22 protein-coding genes, 1 tRNA gene, 1 pseudogene and 1 riboswitch are annotated in these 23,347 nt (G+C 64.0%); all 24 genes and pseudogenes read left to right on the top strand.

Annotated elements, in window-relative coordinates:
* Position 1 precedes the first annotated feature (1 nt).
* Entirely contained in the window at positions 2–751 is a 750-nt protein-coding gene (locus MTP40_RS11860) for an ABC transporter ATP-binding protein (protein ID WP_117506087.1), read from the top strand.
* A complete protein-coding gene (locus MTP40_RS11855) occupies positions 748–1,953 on the top strand; it encodes an ABC transporter permease (RefSeq protein ID WP_207684205.1) in 1,206 nt (401 codons plus the stop codon). The genes MTP40_RS11860 and MTP40_RS11855 overlap by 4 nt, the downstream gene beginning before the upstream one ends.
* Before the next feature lie 206 nt (positions 1,954–2,159).
* On the top strand, positions 2,160–4,346 hold the full coding sequence (locus MTP40_RS11850) for an S-layer homology domain-containing protein (protein WP_207684204.1): 2,187 nt from the start codon (positions 2,160–2,162) through the stop codon (positions 4,344–4,346).
* On the top strand, positions 4,346–5,125 hold the full coding sequence (locus MTP40_RS11845) for a ComF family protein (protein ID WP_156059710.1): 780 nt from the start codon (positions 4,346–4,348) through the stop codon (positions 5,123–5,125). Before MTP40_RS11850 ends, MTP40_RS11845 begins: the two co-directional genes overlap by 1 nt.
* A 72-nt stretch (positions 5,126–5,197) precedes the next feature.
* Positions 5,198–5,272: transfer RNA gene (locus MTP40_RS11840), tRNA-Pro, on the top strand.
* A 111-nt stretch (positions 5,273–5,383) separates the two neighbouring features.
* The gene (locus MTP40_RS11835; RefSeq protein ID WP_207684203.1) at positions 5,384–6,655 is read left to right on the top strand and encodes a glycerate kinase type-2 family protein; all 1,272 of its coding nucleotides are present in this window, start codon (positions 5,384–5,386) and stop codon (positions 6,653–6,655) included.
* 38 nt (positions 6,656–6,693) lie between these two features.
* A riboswitch (cobalamin riboswitch) is annotated at positions 6,694–6,912 on the top strand.
* 178 nt (positions 6,913–7,090) lie between these two features.
* Positions 7,091–8,326, top strand: a complete 1,236-nt coding sequence (locus MTP40_RS11830; protein ID WP_097773372.1) for a sirohydrochlorin cobaltochelatase — start codon at positions 7,091–7,093, stop codon at positions 8,324–8,326.
* Between the two features lie 119 nt (positions 8,327–8,445).
* Positions 8,446–9,294: an iron transporter gene (locus MTP40_RS11825; RefSeq protein WP_207684202.1), complete on the top strand. Its 849-nt coding sequence runs from the start codon at positions 8,446–8,448 to the stop codon at positions 9,292–9,294.
* Entirely contained in the window at positions 9,294–10,430 is a 1,137-nt protein-coding gene (locus MTP40_RS11820; RefSeq protein WP_249259444.1) for an ABC transporter substrate-binding protein, read from the top strand. Before MTP40_RS11825 ends, MTP40_RS11820 begins: the two co-directional genes overlap by 1 nt.
* 3 nt (positions 10,431–10,433) lie before the next feature.
* Positions 10,434–11,450 (top strand): FecCD family ABC transporter permease, encoded by a 1,017-nt coding sequence (locus MTP40_RS11815; protein ID WP_249259443.1) that lies wholly within the window; start codon positions 10,434–10,436, stop codon positions 11,448–11,450.
* Positions 11,447–11,941, top strand: a pseudogene (locus tag MTP40_RS14540) (ABC transporter ATP-binding protein); the annotation flags it as partial. The gene MTP40_RS11815 and the pseudogene MTP40_RS14540, both read left to right, overlap by 4 nt.
* A gap of 111 nt (positions 11,942–12,052) precedes the next feature.
* Positions 12,053–13,363: a cobalt-precorrin-5B (C(1))-methyltransferase CbiD gene (cbiD, locus tag MTP40_RS11810; RefSeq protein WP_442900452.1), complete on the top strand. Its 1,311-nt coding sequence runs from the start codon at positions 12,053–12,055 to the stop codon at positions 13,361–13,363.
* A 1-nt stretch (position 13,364) separates the two neighbouring features.
* Positions 13,365–14,126 (top strand): precorrin-4 C(11)-methyltransferase, encoded by a 762-nt coding sequence (gene cobM, locus MTP40_RS11805; RefSeq protein ID WP_249259441.1) that lies wholly within the window; start codon positions 13,365–13,367, stop codon positions 14,124–14,126.
* On the top strand, positions 14,123–15,121 hold the full coding sequence (locus MTP40_RS11800) for a cobalt-precorrin 5A hydrolase (protein WP_249259440.1): 999 nt from the start codon (positions 14,123–14,125) through the stop codon (positions 15,119–15,121). Before cobM ends, MTP40_RS11800 begins: the two co-directional genes overlap by 4 nt.
* Complete coding sequence (gene cobJ / locus MTP40_RS11795; protein ID WP_249259439.1) at positions 15,114–15,848, top strand: precorrin-3B C(17)-methyltransferase; 735 nt, start codon at positions 15,114–15,116, stop codon at positions 15,846–15,848. Before MTP40_RS11800 ends, cobJ begins: the two co-directional genes overlap by 8 nt.
* On the top strand, positions 15,845–16,582 hold the full coding sequence (cobK, locus tag MTP40_RS11790) for a precorrin-6A reductase (RefSeq protein ID WP_156075814.1): 738 nt from the start codon (positions 15,845–15,847) through the stop codon (positions 16,580–16,582). The genes cobJ and cobK overlap by 4 nt, the downstream gene beginning before the upstream one ends.
* Positions 16,579–17,781, top strand: a complete 1,203-nt coding sequence (cbiE, locus tag MTP40_RS11785; protein ID WP_249259438.1) for a precorrin-6y C5,15-methyltransferase (decarboxylating) subunit CbiE — start codon at positions 16,579–16,581, stop codon at positions 17,779–17,781. Before cobK ends, cbiE begins: the two co-directional genes overlap by 4 nt.
* Positions 17,778–19,163: a cobyrinate a,c-diamide synthase gene (locus tag MTP40_RS11780; RefSeq protein ID WP_249259437.1), complete on the top strand. Its 1,386-nt coding sequence runs from the start codon at positions 17,778–17,780 to the stop codon at positions 19,161–19,163. Before cbiE ends, MTP40_RS11780 begins: the two co-directional genes overlap by 4 nt.
* Entirely contained in the window at positions 19,160–20,224 is a 1,065-nt protein-coding gene (gene cobT / locus MTP40_RS11775) for a nicotinate-nucleotide--dimethylbenzimidazole phosphoribosyltransferase (protein WP_249259436.1), read from the top strand. The genes MTP40_RS11780 and cobT overlap by 4 nt, the downstream gene beginning before the upstream one ends.
* The gene (locus MTP40_RS11770; protein ID WP_249259435.1) at positions 20,218–20,739 is read left to right on the top strand and encodes a bifunctional adenosylcobinamide kinase/adenosylcobinamide-phosphate guanylyltransferase; all 522 of its coding nucleotides are present in this window, start codon (positions 20,218–20,220) and stop codon (positions 20,737–20,739) included. Before cobT ends, MTP40_RS11770 begins: the two co-directional genes overlap by 7 nt.
* Complete coding sequence (locus tag MTP40_RS11765; RefSeq protein WP_249259434.1) at positions 20,736–21,488, top strand: adenosylcobinamide-GDP ribazoletransferase; 753 nt, start codon at positions 20,736–20,738, stop codon at positions 21,486–21,488. The genes MTP40_RS11770 and MTP40_RS11765 overlap by 4 nt, the downstream gene beginning before the upstream one ends.
* A complete protein-coding gene (locus MTP40_RS11760) occupies positions 21,485–21,802 on the top strand; it encodes a bifunctional adenosylcobinamide kinase/adenosylcobinamide-phosphate guanylyltransferase (RefSeq protein WP_249259433.1) in 318 nt (105 codons plus the stop codon). The genes MTP40_RS11765 and MTP40_RS11760 overlap by 4 nt, the downstream gene beginning before the upstream one ends.
* A complete protein-coding gene (locus MTP40_RS11755) occupies positions 21,796–22,395 on the top strand; it encodes a histidine phosphatase family protein (RefSeq protein ID WP_156059725.1) in 600 nt (199 codons plus the stop codon). Before MTP40_RS11760 ends, MTP40_RS11755 begins: the two co-directional genes overlap by 7 nt.
* On the top strand, positions 22,392–23,342 hold the full coding sequence (gene cbiB / locus MTP40_RS11750) for an adenosylcobinamide-phosphate synthase CbiB (RefSeq protein WP_249259432.1): 951 nt from the start codon (positions 22,392–22,394) through the stop codon (positions 23,340–23,342). Before MTP40_RS11755 ends, cbiB begins: the two co-directional genes overlap by 4 nt.
* Positions 23,343–23,347: the final 5 nt, after the last annotated feature.

Genomic DNA, 23,347 nt, shown 5'->3' with positions numbered 1-23,347 from the left:
AATGAGTGCTCTGATCGAATTTGATGCGGTCTGCAAGTATTACCAGATGGGCGACACCACGGTAAAAGCCGCCGACCACATCACCATGAAAATAGAAAAAGGCGAGTTTGTTGCCATTGTGGGCCAGTCCGGCTCCGGCAAGTCCACCTGCATGAACATCATCGGCTGTCTGGATGTGCCCACGGCGGGCACCTACCGGCTGAACGGCCGGGATGTGGGCAAGATGAGCCGGAACGAGCTGGCCTCCATCCGCAACGAGATGCTGGGGTTCATCTTCCAGCAGTATAATCTTCTGCCCAAATTAAACTTACTGGAAAACGTGGAGGTGCCGCTGGTCTATGCGGGCATCCCACGCGCCGAGCGCCACCGCCGGGCCCGCGAGGTGCTGGAGCAGGTGGGGCTGGGCGATAAGCTGAAAAACAAGCCCAACCAGCTTTCGGGCGGCCAGCAGCAGCGCGTATCCATCGCGCGGGCGCTGGTGCGCAACCCGGCGATCATTCTGGCGGATGAGCCCACCGGCGCGCTGGACAGCCACACCGGCCGCGAGGTGCTGGGAATGCTGCAGGACCTGCATGGGCAGGGCCATACGGTGGTGCTTATCACCCATGACAACTCCATTGCCGTGCAGGCCGACCGCATCATCCGGCTGGAGGATGGTCAGGTGGTCTACGATGGCGACTCCCGCGCGCCGGAAGCCATCGTCCAGCCGACGCTGAACTTTGAATCGGCAGAACAGGAGGGGAACAAATGATCATTGAGACCTTCCGTCAGGCCCTCCAGAATGTGTGGAGCAACAAACTCCGCACCTTCCTGACCATGCTGGGCATCATCATCGGTGTCATGGCGGTCATCGTTATCGTGGGCCTGGGCAACGGCATGACCCAGAGCATGCGGGACAGCTTTTCGGCGCTGGGCACGAATGCCCTGTCCATTCAGGTCTGGGGCTACGGCTCCCGCACCGCCTCGGTGGAGGATGTGTATAAGATCGCGGATAAGAACAAGGAGCTCATCTCCGCAGTCTCGCCCCAGATCGATTTCAGCAACAACACCCCCAAGGTGGGCACCACGACCTACCGCTACGGCACCAGCGTTTACGGTGTGGACGAGCACTACACTGAGATGAAAAACTATACCCTCGCCCAGGGGCGCGGCCTGCAGTACATGGACATCAAGGACAACAAGCAGGTCTGCATCATCGGCGATTACCTCAACCGGGCGGCCTACGGCGGCAACGCGGTGGGCCAGACCATCAAGCTGGGGGCCTACAAGTTCCGGATCGTGGGCGTGCTGAACGCCAAGGTGACGGACAAGAACATGCAGCAGGGCTCCGACGATGACTGCATCTATCTGCCCTACACCACGGCCATGCGGCTCTCCAACCAGTCCAGCGCCAAGAACTTTGTTGCAATTATGAAGGACGAGAGCCGGGCCAACGAGGCCAAGGCGGTGGTGGAAAGCGGTCTGCACGACCTGCTCAAGAGCGACAACGCTTACTACATCTACAGCGCCAGCGAGTGGCTGGAGGAGATGAACGAGATGATCAACATGGTCATCATCATCCTTACCGGCATTGCCAGCATCTCACTGCTGGTGGGCGGCATCGGCATTATGAACATCATGCTGGTGTCGGTGACCGAGCGCACCCGGGAGATCGGCATCCGCAAGGCACTGGGTGCCAAGGAGCGGGTGATCCTGTCGCAGTTCGTGGTGGAAGCTGCCACCACCTCCGCACTGGGCGGCGTGCTGGGCATCGTCCTTGGCTATATCGTGTCCATGGCGGCAAACCGCATCCTGCCCATGATCTCCAGCGACATTGATGTGACCGTCAGTCCCTCGTTCAACTCCATCGTGGTGGCCTTTGGCATCTCGGTGGGCATCGGCGTGCTGTTCGGCTACCTGCCCGCCAAGCGCGCCGCAAGGCTGAACCCCATTGAAGCGCTGAGATATGATTAAACCTTTCACCGCTTCGGTCTGGCTTTGCCAGCGCCTTGCGGAGCTCCCCTAATAGGGGCAACAACGACGACCGCCGCCAGTGGCGGATGAAGGGAGGAGTTGTTGGGGCCGCGGCCAGCAGGATGCAAGTGCAAGGCTTTGCACGAAGCAGACGCTGGGAGCCGCAACCCGGAATACATTAGAAACTATTTTAAGGAGGATTTTCCATGAAAAAGCGAATCCTTGCATTTCTGCTGGCGGTAAGCATTGCCGTGTCGATGCTGGTGCTGCCGGCATCGGCAGCGGGCAACGCCAACACGGCGGTCCAGTTGTCCATCACGCTGAACGCGATGGACAGCAGCCAGCAGGCTGCTCTGAACGCTGTGGTCACCCGCAGTGCGCTGGCCCGGATGCTGGTGTCCTACTCCACCTACCGCGAGAGCGTGGGCTCTCAGGGCACGGTGGGCACCCTGTTCACCGACCTGCCCGGCACTTCGCCCTATGCCCCCTATGTCCGCATTGCGGTGCAGAACGGCTGGATGAACGGCTACACCGACGGCTCTTTCCGGCCCGACAACGCCGTGACGCTGGAGGAGGCGGTCACGGCCATCCTCAAGCTGATGGGCTATAAGATGACCGACCTGAGCGGCTCCTTCCCCAACGCACAGCTGAACAAGGCCAGTGAGCTGGGCCTGCGCAATCAGGTGGACCGCAGCCAGGGCGAGGCGCTCAACTACGAGGAGTGCGCCCTGCTGTTCTACAACACCCTGACAGCCAACGCTGCCAGCGGCAGTGCCTACGGCAGCAGCCTGGGCTTCACGGTCTCCAACGGTCAGGTGGATACCTCCAGCGTCATGCTCAAGAGCCTGAAGGGCCCCTTTGTGGCGGGCGATACGGTCCAGCTGCCCTTTGTTCCCAAGATGGTCTACCGCAACGATAAAGCGTCGGAATCTGCGGAACTGAACAAATACGACGTGTATTATTACAGCGAAAGTTTACAGACGCTGTGGGTCTACACCCGCCGCGCCGCTGGCCGCATCACGGCAGTTTCGCCCAGTGCCAGCGCCCCCACCAGTGTAACGGTGGCAGGCACCAGCTATACGCTGGGTTCCTCTGCGGTGGCCTCCCAGGTGTCCTCCCTCAACGGCGGCGGCGTGGGCGAGGTCGTCACCCTGCTGCTGGGCATGAACAATGAGGCTGCCGGGATCGTGACCGGCGAGGAAGCCGACAACGTGTTCTACGGTGTCGTGCAGACCGCCACCCGCAGTCTGGTGGAAGAGAACGGCGCGGATGTTTTGCAGAAAGTCTCCGTCATGTGCACCGATGGCATTGCCCGCACTGTGAATGTGGACAAGAGCCTGAACTTTCCGCAGGGGTGGCTGGTAGAGATCAAGGTCACCCCGGAGGGCGAGAGCGTGGAGCACATCGAGGACCGCCGCGTCAACGGCACCATCAATGCCAATGCCACTGCTCTGGGCGCAGCCGCCCTGGCCGACGATGTAGAGATTCTGGATACAACTTCGGAGGGTGTGGCTGGGACGGTTCGTCCCAGCCGCCTATCGGGGGTAACACTGAGTGACCTCGATGTCCGCTACTATACCGTCAACGATGCCGGACAGATCGACCGGCTCATCCTGAACGATGTGACCGGCGACCTGTGGAGCTACGGCGTGCTGGACGATGTGAAAAATCTGGCCATGAATTATTCTGACCTGAAGAGCCTCGTCACCAGCATTACGGCGGGAGATTCCGCTTCCGGCACCACGACCACGACAGGCACCACCACCGGAGCGGCCACGGGCGGCACCGACGGCTCCGGCTCTACCTCGGATACCACCACCACTGTGACCGGTGCCACGGCGGTAGACCGCCTGTCCAATCTGCTGGTGCCCACCACCAGCGAGATCCTGTGGGGCATCGTCTCGGGCGATATCCTGAGCACGGCCTGGCAGAAGCTGACCAGCAACACCGGCTCCCTGATGAGCATTGGCTTCCAGCAGATCGCGGAGATCACGGGCACCCCCTTCAAGCAGATCTTTAACTACATCGGCGGCGGGGCGACCTATATCTGCTACGTCAACGGCGCGGTGGCCAGCTACACCACGGCCATCAAGTATCCGGTGCTGGCGGGCGGCATTGCCGTGCGGCAGGAGACCACCGGCTCTGTCAAGGCCATGATGCAGCTGATGCCCCTGAAGATCGACAAGGTCGGCGCGGCCTCGGTGCTCTCGGGCAATGAACGCTACGAGATGGCAGACAATGTGCAGGTCTACCTGTGGTACAAGGGCCAGTATTACCCCACCAAGCTGGCTCAGGTGGATGCGGACGGCTACCAGCTGACCGGCTGGTACGATAATTTCGGCTGCGCTGCCGGAAAAAAGGTCCGCGTCATCATTGCGGTCAAGAACGACTGATGCTTTATTACAGCGGCCTGAGCCGCACACTGCGGCAGCTGCGCTGGGTGCTTTACCCGCGCCGCTGCCCTTTTTGTGACCGGGTGCTGGGGAACCAGCCTGCCTGCCCGGACTGCGCCGATGGGCTGGCAGAGCTGCGCCGTGCACCTTCCATGCGGCTGCGCGGCTCCGAGCACTACCTGGGGCGGCTGGATGGGGCAGCCGCGCCCTACCGATACACCGGCCTTGTCCGCCGCGCGGTGCTGCGGGCGAAATATCAGGGCGCGCCCTGGGCAGCTGTAGAGCTGGGCGTGGAGATGGCCCGCCTGCTCTTTGGCAGCGAGATCAGAATGCGCGGCTCTGAGCCCCTGCCCGAACCGGTGCCGGGCCTTGACAGGGGTTACGACTGCATCCTTCCGGTACCGGCCTCCAGCAAAAAGCGCGGCTACAATGTGCCGGAGCGGATGGCACAGCCCCTTGCCCGGGCGGTGGGCGTGCCGGTGGTCACGGACGCGCTGACTCGTGCCCGCTCCACCCGGCGGCAGGAGGGACTTTCCCTTGACGAGCGGCTGGCCAATGTGGCGGGTGCCTTCCGGGTGGCCCGGCCGGAGGCTGTGGAGGGAAAGCGCATCCTTCTGGTGGACGATGTTCTGACCACCGGAGCCACGGCCTCGGCCTGCGCGCAGGCTCTGCTGGATGCCGGTGCGCAGAGCGTGTTCGCTGTGGCGCTGGCTACGGTGGAGTTTCCGCAGCCGGTGGGCAGCACAACGGCCATTGCCGAAAATGAAAAAGAAATTTGAAAATAGTGCTTGACAAAACACCATTCTTCGGGTATACTGATTGAGCTGTGAGCGACAAGCTCGATCAGATGTCCGGGTGTAGCGCAGTTTTGGTAGCGCGCTTGAATGGGGTTCAAGAGGCCGTGAGTTCGATTCTCGCCACTCGGATTGAAACAAGACCGACGATTTCAAAAGAGATCGTCGGTCTTGATTTTTTATTCGGCTGTTTCTGGTGCGCTGTCCCGGAGGGGCGGGCACCGCTGCAAGGAGGGCGAGTCTATGAATGCTGCACTGCGCCGGGATGCGGATGTGATCCTTCGTTCCAGCCTGAACGCTGTTCTGCCGGATGAGGCGGTGCGCCGTGCGCTGCGGGATCTCCGGCCCGGGAAGGGCCGGGTGCTTCTGGTGGCGGCGGGCAAGGCGGCCTGGCAGATGGCACACGCGGCGGTTGAAACGCTGGGCCGGGTGGATGGCGGTGTGGTCGTGACCAAGTACGGCCATGTGAAAGGTGAGATCCCAGGTGTGGCCTGCTATGAGGCGGGCCACCCGGTGCCGGATGCAAACGGTTTTGCGGCCACTCAAAAGGCGCTGGAGCTGGTGCAGGGGCTGACTGCCGGGGATACGGTGCTGTTCCTGCTTTCCGGCGGCGGCAGTGCGCTGTTCGAGCAGCCGCTCGTTCCCGGGGCAGAGCTGCAGGACATCACGAGCCAGCTGCTGGCCAGCGGGGCCGACATTGTGGAGATGAATACCATCCGCAAGCGGCTTTCCGGTGTGAAGGGCGGGCGGTTCGCGCAGCGCTGTGCCCCTGCGCAGGTGTTCAGCATCGTGCTGAGCGACATTCTGGGGGATCCGCTGGATATGATCGCCAGCGGCCCGGCGGTGCCGGATACCTCCACCTGCGCCCAGGCGCTTGCCGTTGCCAAAAAGTATCATCTGGCACTCTCAGCACAGGCCCGGGCCCTGCTGGCGCAGGAAACGCCCAAAACGCTGGACAATGTGACCACCCGGATCACCGGCAGCGTGCGGGAGCTTTGCCGTGCCGCGGCCAGCGCCTGCCGGAATCTGGGATATGAACCGGTTCTCCTGACCGACCAACTCTGCTGCGAAGCACGGGAAGCAGGCAGCTTCCTTGGCTCCATTGTCCGCACCCAGGCAGGGCAGGGGAAAAAGCTGGCCTACATCGCGGGCGGCGAGACCATCGTTCACCTGACCGGAAAAGGGCTTGGCGGAAGAAATCAGGAGCTGGCCCTTGCGGTTGCGCCTGCCATTGCCGGGCTGAACGCGGCGGTATTCTCTGTGGGCAGCGATGGCACAGACGGCCCCACCGATGCCGCCGGCGGCTATGTGGATGGGGATACCCTTGCCGCGCTGGAGGCCGGGGGCTGGAGCGGATACGCTGCTTTGCAGAACAACGATTCCTACCACGCCCTGAAAGCAGTGGATGGCCTGATCATCACCGGGGCAACGGGCACCAATGTCAACGATGTGGCGGTGGCCCTGATCGGGGAAAAAACACCGCCTGTGAGCCCGGAAGTTTCCCCGGAGTGGTGATTGCATTCCTCCGTTGAGTATGTTATACTGAACAGCGAACTGAATAGAAAACAGCAGGTGCGTACCGCCCGCGGCTCTGGCCGGGGGCAGGCACGTTAAAAGGGAAGCGGGTGCAAATCCCGCACGATCTCGTCACTGTGATAAGGGAGTTTACCGCCAGGGTGCAGCTGCACCGGTCACTGGAACGTATGTTCCGGGAAGGCGGCGGTGGATGTTGAGCTTTCAGCCAGGAAACCTGCCCGCTGTTGGTACGGGGGCGCAAGCCCCAGATCACGAGGAATTGGTTGTACCCAAAAAGCCTGAAAAAACTGAAAAGGGCCTTTTTGCTTTGCCATCCCGCAAGCAGAAAGGCCCCTTTTGTTTTGCCGGGCACTCTTTCCTGTACCTTCTGTTCAGCAAAAATCATGTTCAAAAACAGGAAAGGAACGAACAAAAATGAGAAAACGCACCATCCACAAAGCAGCGGCCGCTCTGACCGCTCTGGCCCTCTGCGCCGGTGTACTGACCGGCTGCGGCGGTGCCGCAAGCAGCACCACTGCTTCCAGCACGGCAGGATCTGCTGCCAGCAGCGAGGTTTCCGGCGAGGAGGCTGACGAATTGGCCGCAAAGAATGTTGCAGACCTGATCGATGCCATCTATGTGCAGGAGCGCACCGATGACACCGATGCCCAGTGTGAGGCCGCCAAGGCCGCATGGGATGCCCTGACCGATGCCCAGAAGGAGCTGGTCGAGGGCGAAGAGGCTGACCCTGACTACTTTGGCCGCGACACCGGCGATGCTTCCAAGGACGACAGCCGCAATCAGGACGACATCGGCGAGAATGAGCTGCTGGTGGTTTCCTTCGGCACCTCCTTCAACGACAGCCGAGTGAAGGATATCAAGGGCATCGAGGATGCGCTGCAGGCCGCTTATCCCGATTGGTCTGTCCGCCGCGCCTTCACCGCACAGATCATCATCAACCATGTTCAGGCCCGCGACGGCGAGAAGATCGACAACATGCAGCAGGCTCTGGATCGCGCTGTGGCCAACGGCGTGAAGAACCTGGTCGTCCAGCCCACCCACCTGATGCACGGTGCAGAGTACGACGAGATGATGGAGATGATCGACGAGTACAAGGACAAGTTCGAGAGCGTCGCCGTTGCTGAGCCCCTGCTGGGCGAGGTTGGTGCCGATGCTGCCGTCATCAACGCCGACAAGGAAGCTGTTGCCAAGGCCGTTACCGCTGCTGCTGTGAAGGATGCCGGTTTCGACAGCCTGGAGGCCGCCGCTGAGGAGAAGGTCGCCTTCGTCTTTATGGGCCACGGCACCTCCCACACCGCAAAGGTGAGCTACAGCCAGATGCAGACCGCCATGCAGACCCTGGGCTACAGCAACGTGTTCATCGGCACGGTGGAGGGTGAGCCCGAGGAGACCGCCTGCGAGAACGTCATCGAGGCTGTCAAGGCCGCCGGTTACACCAAGGTCATCCTGCGTCCCCTGATGGTCGTTGCCGGTGACCACGCCAATAACGATATGGCCGGTGCGGATGACGATTCCTGGCTGAGCCAGTTCCAGGCCTCCGGTGACTTCGCGTCCGTGGAGTGCCAGATCGCCGGTCTGGGTGAGATCGAGGACATCCAGCAGCGCTACATTGAGCACACCAAAGCCGCCATTGATTCCCTGAACGGCTAATATTCCGCATTTCCAATGCCCGAAGGGAGAGATCTTTTCGGGCATTTTTTATGGAGAGCTTCCCCGCATGAGGAGAAACACTCCCATTTCAAATTCTGAATTTTTGAGGTATTTTGTTTATGCACTGCAAACAGCTTGTTTCCCTGTCCGTTGCTTCTCTGATGCTGGCCGCCGTCCTCACCGGCTGCGGCGGGGCTTCTTCCACTGCTTCCTCTGCTGCCAGCTCGGAAGCCGCTTCTGCCGTGAGCGCTGCCGCATCCGAACCTGCCGAAGCCGCCCTGCCGGACGGCGTGTACACGGCTGAGTTCGACACCGACAGCGGCATGTTCCACGCCAACGAAGCCTGCAATGGCATGGGCACCCTGACCGTGGAGAACGGGCAGATGACCTTCCATGTCAGTCTGGCCTCCAAGAAGATCGTCAACCTGTACGTTGGCATGGCCGCCGATGCCGAGGCCAACAAGGCAGACTGGCTGCTGCCTACCACCGACACCGTCACCTACTCTGATGGCACCTCGGAGGAGGTCTACGGCTATGATATCCCCGTGGCCGCTGTGGACCAGGACTTCCAGCTGGCACTCCTCGGGACCAAGGGCAAGTGGTATGACCACACCGTGAGCATCCGCAATGCACAGCCCAAGACGGAAGAAGCTGCCGAGACCCCTGCGGACGGTGAATACAGCGTGAATGTGACCCTGGAGGGCGGCTCTGGCCGTGCCACCGTGGAAAGCCCTGCCGCCCTGACCGTGGCAGACGGCAAAATGACCGCTGTCATCCTGTGGAGCAGCCCCAATTATGATTACATGATCGTGGACGGCGAGAAGTATCTGCCCACCAACACCGAGGGCAACTCCACCTTTGAGATCCCTGTTTCTGCACTGGGCACCCCGCTGACTGTCACTGCCGATACCGTAGCCATGAGCACCCCCCATGAGATCGAGTATACGCTGACCTTTGCGCTGAACTGATGAAACTGACGAGACAACAATTCCTGCGCGTTCTGCCTGCTACAGTACTGGCCCTGTCGGGTTGCGCCGCCTCCGAAACGGCTCCCGCCAGCACAGAGGAACTGGTCTTTGACCATGCCTGCCCGCTGGATTACGCCACACAGTTTACTGCCGACTGCTATGAGGGCGGCTATACCATGCTGACCCTGACCGAATCGGGGGAGCAGTTCCTTGTGACCCCGGAGGATGCCGCTGCGGTGGAAGGCCTGCCCGAGAGCGTGACGGTGCTGCGTCAGCCCGTCCGGAACATCTACCTTGTCTCCACCTCGGTGATGGACCTGTTCCTCGCGCTGGATGGGCTGGACAGCGTGACCCTTTCCGGCACCCGGGCGGAGGGCTGGTATCTGGATGAGGCCAGAGCCGCCATGGAGGCCGGGCGCATTGCCTATGCGGGCAAGTACAGCGCCCCGGACTACGAAAAGATCCTTGCGGCCAACTGCGGCCTTGCCATCGAGAACACCATGATCTACCACACCCCGGAGGTCAAGGAGCAGCTGGAACGGTTCGGCATCCCGGTGCTGGTGGAGCGCTCCAGCTATGAGAGCGGCCCGCTGGCCCGGCTGGAATGGCTCAAGTTCTGGGGCATCCTGCTGGGGAAAGAGGAGCTGGCGGAACAGGAGTTTGCCCGGCAGGTGGAGCGCCTTGCACCGCTGACCGGGCAGGCTCCCACCGGCAAGCGCTGTGCCTTTTTCTCCATCACAGCCAACAACCTTGCCAATGTGCGCAAGGGCGGCGACTATGTGGCCCAGATGATCGAGATGGCGGGCGGTGATTATGTGTTTGCGGACCTGACCGACAACGGCAACAACCTTTCCACCATGAACCTGCCGCTGGAGGATTTTTACGCCGGTGCAAAGGATGCGGATGTGCTCCTTTACAACAGCACCATTGAGGGCGTGGTGCATACCACGGAGGAACTGGTGGCAAAATGCCCCCTGCTGGCCGAGTTCAAGGCCGTGCAGAGCGGCAGTGTCTGGTGCACCACCCAGAGCTTTTTCCAGCAGAGTACGGCGCTGGTCGATTTTGTGCTCGATCTGCACCGTGTCTTTACGGAGAACGACCCCGCCGACCTGCAATTTCTGAGGAAAGTAGAGTAACCTATGACCAGCAAAAAGCGCCTGATCCTTTCTTACGGCATCCTTGCCCTGCTGCTGGCGGTGCTGTTTGCCGCCAACCTGTTCTGGGGCAGTGTGTCCCTGACACCGGGGGCAGTGCTGGCGGCCCTGACCGGCCGCGGGCAGGACGCTCTGAGCGTGGGCATCATCACCCAGCTGCGCCTGCCCCGGGCCGTGATGGTGGTGCTGCTGGGGGCGGCGCTCTCGGCGGCGGGCTACCTGCTGCAGACCTTTTTTGCCAACCCCATTGCAGGGCCCTTTGTCATGGGCATTTCCAGCGGGGCCAAGCTGGCCGTGGCACTGGTTATGGTGGCTTTTCTGAACCATGGCCTGCTTACCAGCTCCCTTACCCTGATCACAGCCGCCTTTGCGGGGGCCATGGCCTCCATGGCCTTTGTGCTGGCGGTCTCCCGGCGGGTGCAGCGGATGAGCATCCTTGTTATCTGCGGCGTAATGATCGGCTACATCTGCTCGGCCGTCACGGAGTTTGTGGTGGCCTTTGCCCAGGACAGCAACATCGTCAACCTCCACAACTGGTCTCAGGGCAGCTTTTCCGGCATGACCTGGGGCAATGTGCGGGCGGCGGCGCTGGTGGTGCTGCCCGCTCTGGCGGCAGCGTTCTGCCTCTCCAAGCCCATGGCCGCCTACCAGATGGGGGAGGCCTACGCCCGGAGCGTGGGCATCAATGTCAAAGCCTTTTCCCGGCTGCTGGTGCTGCTTTCCAGCCTGCTGGCCGCCTGTGTCACGGCCTTTGCGGGGCCCATCTCCTTTGTGGGCATCGCGGTGCCCCATCTGGTCAAGCAGCTGTTCGGCAGCGCAAGGCCGCTGGTGGTGCTGCCCGGGTGCTGCCTGGGCGGGGCCGCCTTCTGCCTGCTGTGCGACCTCATCGCCCGCAGTATGTTTGCCCCCACCGAGCTTTCGATCAGCGCCGTAACGGCAGTGTTTGGTGCACCGGTGGTCATCTGGCTGCTGGTGTGCCGGGGTCAGGAGGGTGTGCGATGAAATACCGCTGTGAAACGAAAGAACTGGCCATCGGCTATGGCAGCGCGCCCCTTGCTTCCGGCATCACGCTGGGGGCGGTGCCGGGACAGATCCTGGCCCTCATCGGGCCAAACGGCGCGGGCAAATCCACCCTGCTCAAAACGCTGGCGGGCCAGCTGGCCCCCCTGGGCGGGGCTGTCCTGCTGGATGGCCGCAGCCTGACCGATTACACCGGCCCGGCCCGGGCCCGGAAGCTGGCCCTGATGCTGCCCCATACCCGCCGCACCGAGCTGACTTCCTGCTTTGAGTTTGCCGCCGCCGGGCGCATCCCCTATACCGGGCGGCTGGGCATCCTGTCCGATACCGACCGGCAGGCCGTGCGGGACGCGCTGGAACTGGTGGGAGCTTCCCCTCTGGCGGGCCGGGATTTCAACTGCATCAGCGACGGCCAGCGCCAGCGCGTTCTGCTGGCCCGCGCCATCTGCCAGCAGCCCGGAGTTCTGCTGCTGGACGAACCGACCTCTTTTCTGGATGTCAAGGGAAAGATCGAGCTGCTGACCATCCTGCAGAAACTGGCCCATGAGCAGGGGCTGGCCGTGATCGTCAGCCTGCACGAGCTGGACATGGCGCAGAAGATCGCGGATGCGGTGGTCTGCGTGTTCCCGCACAGCGTTTCGGGGGTGCTGACCCCAAAGGAGGCCTTTGCCCCGGAGAATATCCGGGCGCTGTACAGCCTGACCAAGGAGCAGTACGAGGCCGTGTTCGGTCCGGAAAAGCCTGCCGGGCCAAAGTTTGAACATTACGTCCGCAGTGGGCAGAAGCTGCTCCGCTGCGGGTACACCACCGGCACCTGCGCGGCGCTGGGTGCGGCGGGGGCCGCGCGGCTCCTGCTCACCGGCCATGCCCCGGAGAGCGTTGCCCTGCGCACGCCGAAGGGCATCGTGGTGGAGGTGGCACCGCTGTACTGCCGCCCCGCCGGAGCCGGTGCCGAATGCGCCATTGAGAAGGACGGCGGGGATGATGTGGATGTGACCACCGGCCTGCCCGTGATCGCCGCCGTAGAATTGCTGCCCGATACCACCGAGATCCGCATCTCCGGCGGCAAGGGCGTGGGCCGGGTGACCAAGGCCGGGCTGGACCAGCCGGTGGGGGAAGCTGCCATCAACCATGTGCCCCGGCAGATGATCGCCGAGGCCTTGCAAAGGGAAGCCGAGAGCGCCTGCTACACCGGCGGCTTTGCCGTGACCATCTCCATCGAGGGCGGGGAAGAGGTGGCAAAGCGCACCTTCAACCCCCACATCGGGGTCGAGGGCGGGCTTTCGGTGCTGGGAACCAGCGGCATTGTGGAGCCTATGAGCCAGCAGGCGATCCTGGATACCATCCAGCTGGAAATGAATCAGGCCGCTCTCCGGGCGGGTAGCCCCAGGCGGCTCATCCTGGCCCCCGGCAATTACGGGCTGGACTATCTGCACGAAAGATACCCGGAGTTTCATGCTGTTCCGGTGGTGAAAACCTCGAACTTTATCGGTGATACGCTGGATATGGCTGCAGCGGCCCGCTTTGAAGAGGTGCTTCTGGTGGGCCATGTGGGCAAGCTGGTCAAGGTGGCGGGCGGTATTATGAACACCCATTCCCACACTGCTGACTGCCGCACCGAGCTGTTCTGCACCCATGCGGCGCTCTGCGGCGCTTCCCGGGAAGTCTGCGCCGCCCTGATGAACGCTGCCACCACCGATGCCTGTCTGGAACTCCTGGACAGCGCCGGCCTGCGGGCTCCGGTGCTGGAAAGCCTGCTGCGGGCGGTTCAGCTCCACCTTGACCGGCGGACCTGCGGGGCGTTCCGGGTGGGGGCGGTGCTGTTTTCCAACCAGCACGGCCCGCTGGGAGCCACCGACACTGCCGCACAACTGCTGAACGAATGGAAGGAGCATTGAGATGGTACATTTTGTAGGCGCAGGCCCTGGCGCACCTGACCTCATCACCCGGCGGGGCGCGGCCCTGCTGCAGGAAGCCGACTGCATCATTTATGCGGGTAGTCTGGTCAACCCGGCCTTGCTGGGGCTGGCAAAGCCGGAGTGCGCCGTTTACAACAGCGCCGAGATGACGTTGGAACAGGTGCTGGACGTGATGCGCCGGGTGGAAGCCGCAGGCGGGACCACCGTGCGGCTCCACACCGGCGACCCTTGCCTGTATGGGGCCATCCGGGAGCAGATGGACGCACTGGATGCGGATGGCATCTCCTACGATGATACCCCCGGGGTGTCCAGCTTTTGCGGGGCGGCGGCGGCGCTGAACGCCGAGTACACCCTGCCCACCATCAGCCAGACCGTGATCATCACCCGGATGGAGGGGCGCACCCCGGTGCCGGAAAAGGAGAAGCTGGCCAGCCTTGCCGCCCATGGGGCAACCATGGTGATCTTCCTTTCCATCGGCCTCATCGACAAGGTGCAGCAGGCCCTGCTGGCAGGCGGAGCCTACACGCCGGAGACTCCTGCCGCCGTGGTCTACAAGGCCAGCTGGCCGGAGCAGAAGGTGGTGCGCTGCACCGTGGGCACGCTGGCCGGGAGCACCCGCGCCAACGGCATCACCAAGACGGCGCTCATCGTGGTGGGGGATTTTCTGGGCACCCGGTATGAGCGGAGCAAGCTCTACGACCCAGCCTTTACGACGGAGTTCCGCAAGGGGGCAGACCAGTGACCCGCGCCTATCTCGCCTTTACGGAAAAAGGGCTGGCGCTGGCCCAAAAGCTGGCCAGTGCCCTGCCCGGCACCGTAGACCGCTGCGGCCATGGCGGGCCCGGCCTTGCCGATTGGGCTGCGGAGCAGTTCGCCCATGCGGATGCCCTGATCTTTGTGGGGGCTGTGGGCATTGCGGTGCGGGCCATTGCGCCCCACTGCCGGAACAAGGCGGTGGACCCTGCCGTGGTGGTGCTGGACGAGTGTGGTCATTTTGCGGTGCCGATCCTTTCGGGCCATCTGGGCGGGGCCAACGATCTGGCCCGGGCGCTGGCGGCGGTCTGCGGCGCGGTGCCGGTCATTACCACGGCCACCGATGCCAACGGTGTGTTTGCCGTGGATGCGTGGGCTAGGCATCAGAACTGCGCCGTGCTGGAGCCAGAGCGCATCAAGCGCGTCAGCAGCAGACTGCTGGCGGGCGGGCCGGTGCGGTATCGGTCGGAATTCCCCATTGCCGGGCAGGCCCCTGCCGGGGTGGTCCCGGCGGGGGAGGCAGAGCGCGCCGACTTTGCCCTGACCCTTTTCCCGGCGGGCGATGCGCTGCACCTGATCCCGAAGATCGGTGTGCTGGGCATCGGGTGCAGGCGGGGGACCAGCGCTGCACAGCTGGAAGCGGCCTTTGCACAGTTCTGTGCGGCCCACGGCCTTGCGGCAGCGTGCATCACGGCAGCGGCCAGCATCGACCTGAAAGCCCATGAGCCGGGCCTGCTGGAATTTTGCAGAATCCACGGCTGGCCGGTGCAGTTCTATTCTGCCGCACAGCTGCAGAACGCCCCCGGGCAGTTCACACCTTCGGCCTTTGTCCGGAGCGTGACCGGTGTGGACAATGTCTGCGAGCGGGCGGCAGTGCTGGCGGCAGGCGGCACGATCATTCTTCCCAAACAGGCGGGCGGCGGCGTGACCTTTGCGCTGGCGCTTCGTCCCTTTGCCCCGGATTGGAGGTGGCAGGATGCCTAAGGTTGTTTTTGTTGTCGGGCTTGGGCCCGGGGATCCCCGGTTTCTGACCGCACAGGCGCAGAGCGCCTTAACGCAAGCCGAGGTGCTGTGCGGCTATACGGTCTATCTGGATCTGGTGCGCCCTTACTTCCCGGACAAGCTCTATTATTCCACCGGCATGACCAAGGAGATCGACCGCTGTCGCTGGGCGCTGGAAACGGCCCGGAGCGGCAGGGCGGTGGCGCTGGTCTGCTCGGGAGATGCCGGGGTCTACGGCATGGCAAGCCCTCTGCTGGAGCTGGCCGAGCACTTCCCGGACGTGACGGTGGAGGTGGTGCCCGGCCTGACCGCCGCCCTGAGCGGCGGTGCGGTGCTGGGTGCCCCGCTGGCCCACGATTTCTGTGTGCTCTCCCTCTCTGACCGGCTCACGCCGTGGGAGGTCATTGAGCGGCGGCTGGCGGCAGCAGCCATGGGGGATTTCTGCATCGCGCTGTACAACCCCTCCTCCAAGGGGCGGCCGGACTATCTGGCGCGGGCGGTGCGCATCCTGCTGGCAAACGGCAAAGCACCCGGAACGGTCTGCGGCATTGTGCGGAACATTGGCCGGGAGGGGCAGGAAAGCCGCATTCTGACGCTGGCTGCGCTGGAAACCACCCCGGTGGATATGTTCACCACCGTGTTTGTCGGCAACGCCCAGACCCGCCAGCTGAGCGGGCGGATGGTCACGCCGCGGGGGTACCGCGCATGAGGGCCGTGGTATTCAGCGGCACCACCGAGGGCCGCATGTTTTCAAAGCAGCTGGCCGCACTGGGGGCCGAGGTACTGGTCAGCGTGGCCACCCCGCTGGGGGCCGAGGAACAGGGCGAAAGGTCCGGCATCACCGTCCACTGCGGGCGGCTGACCCCGGAGGAGATGACCGCCCTGCTGCAGGGGGCTGACCTCTGCGTGGACGCGACCCATCCGTATGCGGTGGAGGCCACCCGGAACATCCGGGCAGCCTGCAAAACAGCGGGCACGGAGTACCGCCGCCTGCTCCGGCCCGAAAGCCCGCTGCCCGCCGGGAGCATGGTGTTTGCCTCTGCGGCCCATGCGGCGGGATTTCTGGCCCGGACGCAGGGAAATGTCCTGCTTGCCACCGGGGCCAAGGAGCTTTCTGCCTTTGCTGTGCTGGAACCGGCACGGCTTTTTCCCCGTGTCCTGCCCACCCGGGAGGGCATTGCCGCCTGCGAGGGGGCAGATATCCCCCATAAGAACATCATTGCCATGCAGGGGCCGTTCTCCTATGCGCTGAACCGGGCACTGATGGAGCAGTTTGCCATCCGCTTCCTCGTTACCAAAGATGGCGGCGCGGCGGGCGGCTTTGAAGAAAAAGCCCGGGCAGCGCAGGACACCGGGGCACAGCTCATCGTCATCCGCCGCCCGGCCGAGCAGGGCGAAACGGCGGAACAGATCCTGACACATTGTAAGGAGATGCTGCAATGATCACACTCATCGGGATGGGGTCGGGCACGCCGGAAAGCCTGACCGCGCAGGGCCTTGCCGCCCTGCAGAACGCCGGACTGATCCTGGGGGCAAAGCGCCTGCTGGAACAGCTGCCGCAGGGCTGCACGGAACACCGGAAGGCCCTGTATCAGCCTGAGGATGTCCTTGCCGCGCTGGCGGCTGACCCGGAGGTGGATGCTGCCCTTGTGTACAGCGGCGACACCGGGTTTTACTCCGGTGCGGCCCAGCTGCTGCCGATGCTGCGGGCCTTTGGCATCTCCTGCCGGGTGCTGCCGGGGCTTTCCAGCGTTCAGCTGCTGGCCGCTGCGGTGGGCCGCTCCTGGCAGGAGTGGAAGCTGGTCTCGGCCCACGGCTGTGCCTGCGACCCGGTGGCCGAGTGCCTGACAGCCGGGGGAAAGCCTGTGTTTTTCCTGACCGGCGGGGCCGAAACGCCTGCCTCCCTCTGCGGCCGGCTGGCTGCCGCCGGGCTGGGCGATGCCCATGTGCTGGTGGGCGAAGAGCTGGGCCGGGCAGAGGAAAAGATCCTGTTCGGCACGGCGCAGGAGTTTGCGCAAAAGCAGTTTGCAAGCCTGAGCGTTCTGCTTGTGGAGCATCTTCCTCAGCCGCCCCGGCGGGTGCCCGGCTTCCCGGATGAAGCCTTCCACAGGGGAGAGGTGCCCATGACCAAGCAGGAGGTGCGGGCGGCGGCGCTGGCCAAGCTGGCCGTGCAGCCTGCCGATACCCTGTGGGATGTGGGGGCGGGCACCGGCAGCGTGAGCGTGGAGCTGGCGCTGGCTGCACCCCAGGGGCATGTGTATGCCGTGGAGTGCGACCCGGAGGCCTGCGGGCTCATCCGGCAGAACCGGGAAACGTTCCACGCCTGCAACCTGACACTGGTGGAGGGCTGCGCCCCCGCTGCGCTGGCTGACCTGCCCGCTCCGGATGCCGTGTTCATCGGCGGGACCAAGGGGGGCATGGAGGCTGTAGTGGACACGGTGCTTGCCCGGAATCCGAACGCCCGCATCTGCATCTCCGCCATTGCGCTGGAAACGCTGAGCGCCGCCGTGGCCGCACTGACTGCCCACGGCCTTGCTGCGGAGGTGACGCAGATCGCGGTCAGCCGCACCCGGCCTGCGGGCAGGCTCCACCTGCTGATGGCCAATAACCCCATCTTCCTTATCACAGGAGAACGCAAATGATCCAATTTCTTGTGGCCGCGCCCTGTTCCGGCAGCGGCAAAACCACACTGACCTGCGCTCTGCTGGCGGCGCTCAAGCGGCGGGGGCAGGACCCCTGCTCCTTCAAGAGCGGGCCGGACTATATCGACCCCATGTTTCACCGGGCCGTGCTGGGGGTGGAGAGCCACAACCTCGACCTGTTTTTCTCCACGCCGGAGACCGTGCGCGCGCTCTATGCGCAGGCCGCCGCCGGGCACGGGGCAGCCGTGTGCGAGGGTGCCATGGGCTTTTACGATGGACTGGGCGGCGTGAGTGATACCGTCAGTGCCTGGCATCTGGCCGATACGCTGGGCCTGCCGGTGCTGCTGGTGGTCCAGCCCAGAGGGGCCAGCCTGACGCTGGCGGCCCAGATCAACGGGCTGAAACAGTTCCGCACCCCCAGCCATCTGGCGGGCATCCTGCTCAATGACTGCGCCCCCCATTTGTATGCTCTGCTGGCTCCCATGCTGGAACGGGAGACCGGCCTGCCGGTGCTGGGCTATCTGCCCCACCTGCCGGATGCCGCCCTTGAGAGCCGCCACTTAGGCCTGAAAACTGCCGGGGAGATCGCGGACCTGCAGCAGAAGATCAGCCGGATGGCCGATGCGCTGGTGGTGGATTGGGAAAAGCTTTTTGCCCTGACCGAAGGCGCAGCGCCTTTGGTGCACACAGATCGGCTCCCCCCTGCGGGAGAGCTGCCGCCCCAGGGAGCAGAGGAACAGCGCCCCCGTGTTCCCATTGCCGTTGCAAGGGATGCGGCGTTTTGCTTTACCTACGCCGAAACGCTGGAAGCACTGGAGCGGGCGGGGGCGGAGCTCTGCTGGTTCAGCCCCCTGCAGGACTCCGTCCTGCCGGAGCGGATCGGCGGGCTCTACCTGCCCGGCGGCTACCCGGAGCTGTATGCCGGGCAGTTGAGCGCGAACCGCTCCATGCTGGCCTCTGTGCGCCGGGCTGTGGAGCGCGGTCTGCCCACGGTGGCCGAGTGCGGGGGCTTTCTCTATCTGGGCCAGAGCCTGGAGGATGCCAACGGGGAACGCTGGCCCATGGCAGGCGTTCTGCCGGGGCTGGGCTTCCGAGTGGGGAGGTTGGTGCGGTTTGGATACGCGGCATTGACTGCCCACGCCGACAGTATGCTGTTCCGCGCTGGGGAGCGTCTGCCCGTGCACGAGTTCCACCACTGGGATTCCACAGACAACGGCACCGGCTTTACCGCCGCAAAGCCCAACGGGAAGCAATGGGACTGCGGCTTTGCAAATGAGCATTTCTATGCGGGCTTCCCGCATTTGTATTGGGCGGGCACGGCCCTGCCCCGGCGGTTCGTGGATGCCGCCGCACACTATCATCAAGAGGAACAGGACCAATGACAGAGCTTGAACTGAAACAGCTTCTTTCCAAGATCACCCGGGCGGACGAGACCGCACGCACCGCCGCCCATGCTCACTGGGCCAGCCTGGCCAAGCCGCTGGGCGGGCTGGGCAGGCTGGAGACTATGCTGGAGGATGCCGCCGCTCTGACCGGTACGGCAGAGCTGGCGTTTTCCCGCCGGGCCGTGCTGGTGCTCTGCGCCGACAACGGCGTGGTGGCGCAGGGCGTGAGCCAGACGGACCAGAGCGTGACCCGGGCCGTGGCCGAGAACCTTGCCGCCCGGCGCACCAGTGTCTGCCAGATGGCAAAAACGGCCCGCTGTGAAGTGGTGCCTGTGGACCTTGGCATAGCCGGGGAGCCGGTGCCCGGGGTGCAGAACTGCCGCATTGCCGCCGGGACGGCGGATTTCACCACCGGCCCTGCCATGACCCGCCAGCAGGCGGTGGATGCCATTGCGGCGGGCATGGGGCTTGTCCGGGCGCAGAAGGCGGCAGGGGTGCAGCTGCTGGCCACGGGGGAGATGGGCATTGGCAACACCACCACCTCCAGCGCCGTGGCCGCGGTTCTGCTGGGTCAGTCCGTGGAGCGGATGACAGGCCGGGGCGCGGGCCTTTCGGATGCAGGGCTTGCCCGCAAGCTGGATGCCATCCGGCGGGGCATTGCGCGGAATCGGCCCGATGCCGCTGACCCTCTGGACGTGCTTTCCAAGCTGGGCGGGTTCGATATCGCCGGGCTGTGCGGTGTTTTTCTGGGCGGTGCGCTGGAAGGACTGCCCGTGCTGATGGATGGCTTCATCAGCGGGGTGGCGGCTCTGTGCGCGGTGCGGCTCTGCCCCGCCGCGGAAAAGGCCGTGTTTGCCAGCCACTGCTCCACCGAACCGGCAGCAAGGCTGGTGCTGGAAGCGCTGGGCAAAGCGCCCCTGCTCACCGCCGGGCTCCATCTTGGCGAGGGCACCGGAGCGGTGGCAAGCATCCCGCTGTGGGATATGGCACTGGCCGTTTACCGCGATTGCTATTCCTTCACGGAGGGCGGCATCACGCCGTACACCCCCCAATGCTGACGCTGGTATTGGGCGGTGCCGCCAGCGGCAAGAGCGGGTATGCCGAGAGCCTGGTGATGAAAACCGCGCTCCCACGCTATTACATCGCCACCATGCAGGTGTGGGATGCCGAGTGTGCCGCCCGGGTGGAAAAGCACCGGAAGATGCGGGCGGCAAAGCAGTTTGAGACCATGGAGTGTCCCCTGCATCTGGAGAACATCCGTCTGCCTGCCCGGGGAACTGCGCTGTTGGAGGATCTGGGCAACCTGACCGCCAACGAGCTCTACGACCCCGCCGGGGCGGGAGAAAATGCGGCTTCGGCCATTTTGGAAGGATTGGACCAATTGGCCGGACAATGCGCGCACCTTATCGTGGTCTCCAACGAGGTGTTCAGCGGCGGTGCCGACTACGCAGGCGACACCGGGCGCTACCTGAAAGCGCTGGCGCAGGTGAACAATGCCCTTGCCGCCCGGGCTGACCATGTGGTGCGGGTGGTGTGCGGCATCCCGGTCTATTATAAAGGAGTGGAAAAATGATTGGATTGCAGACCATTGCAGTGGCCTTTGCCATGTTTTCGGCCCTGCCGGTGCCGCAGTTCGCGTGGAACCAGAAAAATATGCGGTATGCCATGTGCGCCTTCCCGCTCATCGGGGTGGTCATTGGCGGGCTGTGGTGCCTGTGCGGCGCTCTGCCCCTGCCGATACCCGCAAAAGCGGCGGGGTTCTGCCTGATCCCGGTCTGGGTCACGGGCGGCATCCACCTGGATGGCTATGCCGACACCTGCGATGCCCTTTCCAGCTATGGCGACCGGGAAAAGAAGCTGGAGATCCTCAAAGACCCCCACTGCGGTGCCTTTGCGGTGATCCGGCTGTGCAGTTATTTTGCGGCCTACCTTGCCCTTTGCGCCTGCGTGGACTTCACGCCCCGGGTGGGCCTGTGCTGGACACTGGCCCTTGTGCTGGAACGGGCCCTCTCGGGCCTGGCCGTGGCATCGTTCCCGATGGCAAAGAACACCGGCCTTGCCCACACCTTTGCCACGGCGGCGGATCAGACCACCGTCCGCCGGGTGCTGATGGTGCTGGCCGCTCTGCTCAGCGCCGCCCTGCTGGCACTGGGCGGCTGGGCGCTGGTGCTGGCGGCGTTGCTGGTGTTTGCACGCTATCATGTTGTTTCAAACAAGCAGTTTGGCGGCATCACCGGCGATCTGGCCGGGTGGTTTTTGCAGAAAGCCGAGCTGTGGATGCTGGCGGCGCTGTGTGCCTGCCAGTGGGGAGGACTGTTATGATCTTTATCACCGGGCCGCTGTACAGCGGCAAGCGCACTTTTGCGCAGCGCCTGCCCGGCATCCGCATTGCGGAGGTGCAGGCCCTGGCCGCAGAGGCCGAGGATCTGGAAAAGCTTGCGGAGGAGCTCTCCGCTTATGATATCGTGATGGCCACCGAGGTGGGCGGCGGCGTGGTGCCCATGGACGCAGGGGAGCGGGTCGCACGGGAAGCCGCCGGACGGCTGGCCTGCCTGCTGGCGGCCCGGGCCGGGTGCGTGGTGCAGATGTTCTGCGGCATCCCCACAGTATTGAAAGGAGAACTGCCCCCATGCTGATCTATCTTCTGCGCCATGGCCTGACGGCCTACAACGCCGAAAAGCGCTATCAGGGCCAGCGGGATATCCCCCTGAGCCCCGCGGGCCGCGCCCAGCTGCGGCAGGCTGACCTCCGGCCGGAAACGGTCTATATCACCCCGCTCTGCCGCACCCGGCAGACCGCGGAGGTGCTCTTCCCGGGTGCAAGGCTCGTGGAGGTGAAAGACCTGCAGGAGATGTGCTTCGGCAGCTTTGAGGGCCGCAATTTCATTGAGATGGAGCACGACCCGGATTATCTGGCCTGGGTGAACGCCAACTGCGAAAGCCCCTGCCCGGACGGCGAGACCAAGGCTGTCTTTTCGGAGCGGGTGTGCAGGGCCTTTGCCGCACTGGTGGACAGGGCCCTTGCCGATGGGGAAGAGACACTGGTCATTCTGGCCCACGGAGGCACCCAGATGGCTGCCATGGAGCGCTACGCCCTGCCCCATGCGGATTATTACCACTGGTGCGCCCCAAACGCGGGCGGCTACGTTCTGGATGCAGGAGATTGGGCGGAGCAGCGGGTGCTGCACCTGCTGAAAACTGTGCAGTACACTAAGGAGGATGCCCGATGATCGAATACGCAGTACTCGGCGGTTTTGTGCTGGACTGCCTCTTTGGCGACCCGGCCTGGCTGCCCCACCCGGTGGTGTACATGGGCAAGGCCATCTCGGCGCTGGAAAAGCGCCTGCGGGCCCGCCTGCCCAAAACGCCTCAGGGGGAACTGCTGGGCGGGGCCATTGTGGCCTTCTGCCTGCCGGTGGGTACCTTTCTGCTGACGAGCCTTGTCTGCCTGGGGGCTGCCCGCATCAGCCCGTGGCTGGGGCTGGCCGTCCAGATGTTCTGGTGCGGGCAGGCACTGGCCGCAAAGGGGCTGGCGCAGGAGAGTACCAATGTTTACCGGGAGCTGGTCAAGCCCGACCTGCCTGCCGCCCGCAGGGCGGTCAGCCGCATCGTGGGGCGGGACACCCAGGACCTGACGCTGGAGGGTGTGACCAGGGCCGCTGTGGAGACGGTGGCCGAAAACGCCAGCGACGGCGTGATTGCGCCCCTGCTCTATATGCTCATCGGCGGGGCACCGCTGGCCCTGACCTACAAGGCCGTCAACACGATGGACAGTATGCTGGGCTACAAAAACGAAAAATACCTCTACTTTGGCCGCATCCCGGCCAAGCTGGACGATGCGGCAAATTACCTTCCCAGCCGCCTTGCCGCCCTGCTGTGGGTGGCTGCCGCGGCCTTTACCCACAATGACGCAAAAGGGGCGTGGAAGATCTGGCGGCGGGACCGCCGCAACCACGCCAGCCCCAACAGCGCCCAGACCGAGAGCGCCTGCGCCGGTGCGCTGGGGGTGCAGCTGGCCGGGCCCGCCTATTACTTTGGCGAATACTACGCCAAGCCCACCATCGGCGATCCGCTGCGCCCCATTGAACCGGAGGATATCCTGCGTGCCAACCGGATGATGTACGTGGCAAGCGCCTTTGCACTGGCGTGGGGCGTGGCAATACGGGCTATTTTGTAACGACC

Origin of the sequence: Faecalibacterium sp. IP-3-29, from assembly GCF_023347335.1 — a bacterium.
Lineage (GTDB): Bacteria > Bacillota > Clostridia > Oscillospirales > Ruminococcaceae > Faecalibacterium > Faecalibacterium duncaniae.
The sequence above is the reverse complement of the archived record's forward strand: the minus strand, read 5'-3'. Positions and strand labels throughout refer to the sequence as shown.

Coding starts and splice junctions, on each gene's coding strand:
- MTP40_RS11825 (WP_207684202.1), top strand. CDS start 8,446: ATGCACTGCAAACAGCTTGTTTCCCTGTCCGTTGCTTCTCTGATGCTG.
- MTP40_RS11755 (WP_156059725.1), top strand. CDS start 21,796: ATGCTGATCTATCTTCTGCGCCATGGCCTGACGGCCTACAACGCCGAA.
- cobT (WP_249259436.1), top strand. CDS start 19,160: ATGACAGAGCTTGAACTGAAACAGCTTCTTTCCAAGATCACCCGGGCG.
- MTP40_RS11820 (WP_249259444.1), top strand. CDS start 9,294: ATGAAACTGACGAGACAACAATTCCTGCGCGTTCTGCCTGCTACAGTA.
- MTP40_RS11765 (WP_249259434.1), top strand. CDS start 20,736: ATGATTGGATTGCAGACCATTGCAGTGGCCTTTGCCATGTTTTCGGCC.
- cbiE (WP_249259438.1), top strand. CDS start 16,579: ATGATCACACTCATCGGGATGGGGTCGGGCACGCCGGAAAGCCTGACC.
- cbiB (WP_249259432.1), top strand. CDS start 22,392: ATGATCGAATACGCAGTACTCGGCGGTTTTGTGCTGGACTGCCTCTTT.
- MTP40_RS11860 (WP_117506087.1), top strand. CDS start 2: ATGAGTGCTCTGATCGAATTTGATGCGGTCTGCAAGTATTACCAGATG.
- MTP40_RS11845 (WP_156059710.1), top strand. CDS start 4,346: ATGCTTTATTACAGCGGCCTGAGCCGCACACTGCGGCAGCTGCGCTGG.
- cobM (WP_249259441.1), top strand. CDS start 13,365: ATGGTACATTTTGTAGGCGCAGGCCCTGGCGCACCTGACCTCATCACC.
- MTP40_RS11850 (WP_207684204.1), top strand. CDS start 2,160: ATGAAAAAGCGAATCCTTGCATTTCTGCTGGCGGTAAGCATTGCCGTG.
- MTP40_RS11835 (WP_207684203.1), top strand. CDS start 5,384: ATGAATGCTGCACTGCGCCGGGATGCGGATGTGATCCTTCGTTCCAGC.
- MTP40_RS11855 (WP_207684205.1), top strand. CDS start 748: ATGATCATTGAGACCTTCCGTCAGGCCCTCCAGAATGTGTGGAGCAAC.
- cobK (WP_156075814.1), top strand. CDS start 15,845: ATGAGGGCCGTGGTATTCAGCGGCACCACCGAGGGCCGCATGTTTTCA.
- MTP40_RS11770 (WP_249259435.1), top strand. CDS start 20,218: ATGCTGACGCTGGTATTGGGCGGTGCCGCCAGCGGCAAGAGCGGGTAT.
- MTP40_RS11815 (WP_249259443.1), top strand. CDS start 10,434: ATGACCAGCAAAAAGCGCCTGATCCTTTCTTACGGCATCCTTGCCCTG.
- cobJ (WP_249259439.1), top strand. CDS start 15,114: ATGCCTAAGGTTGTTTTTGTTGTCGGGCTTGGGCCCGGGGATCCCCGG.
- cbiD (WP_442900452.1), top strand. CDS start 12,053: ATGGCGCAGAAGATCGCGGATGCGGTGGTCTGCGTGTTCCCGCACAGC.
- MTP40_RS11780 (WP_249259437.1), top strand. CDS start 17,778: ATGATCCAATTTCTTGTGGCCGCGCCCTGTTCCGGCAGCGGCAAAACC.
- MTP40_RS11830 (WP_097773372.1), top strand. CDS start 7,091: ATGAGAAAACGCACCATCCACAAAGCAGCGGCCGCTCTGACCGCTCTG.
- MTP40_RS11760 (WP_249259433.1), top strand. CDS start 21,485: ATGATCTTTATCACCGGGCCGCTGTACAGCGGCAAGCGCACTTTTGCG.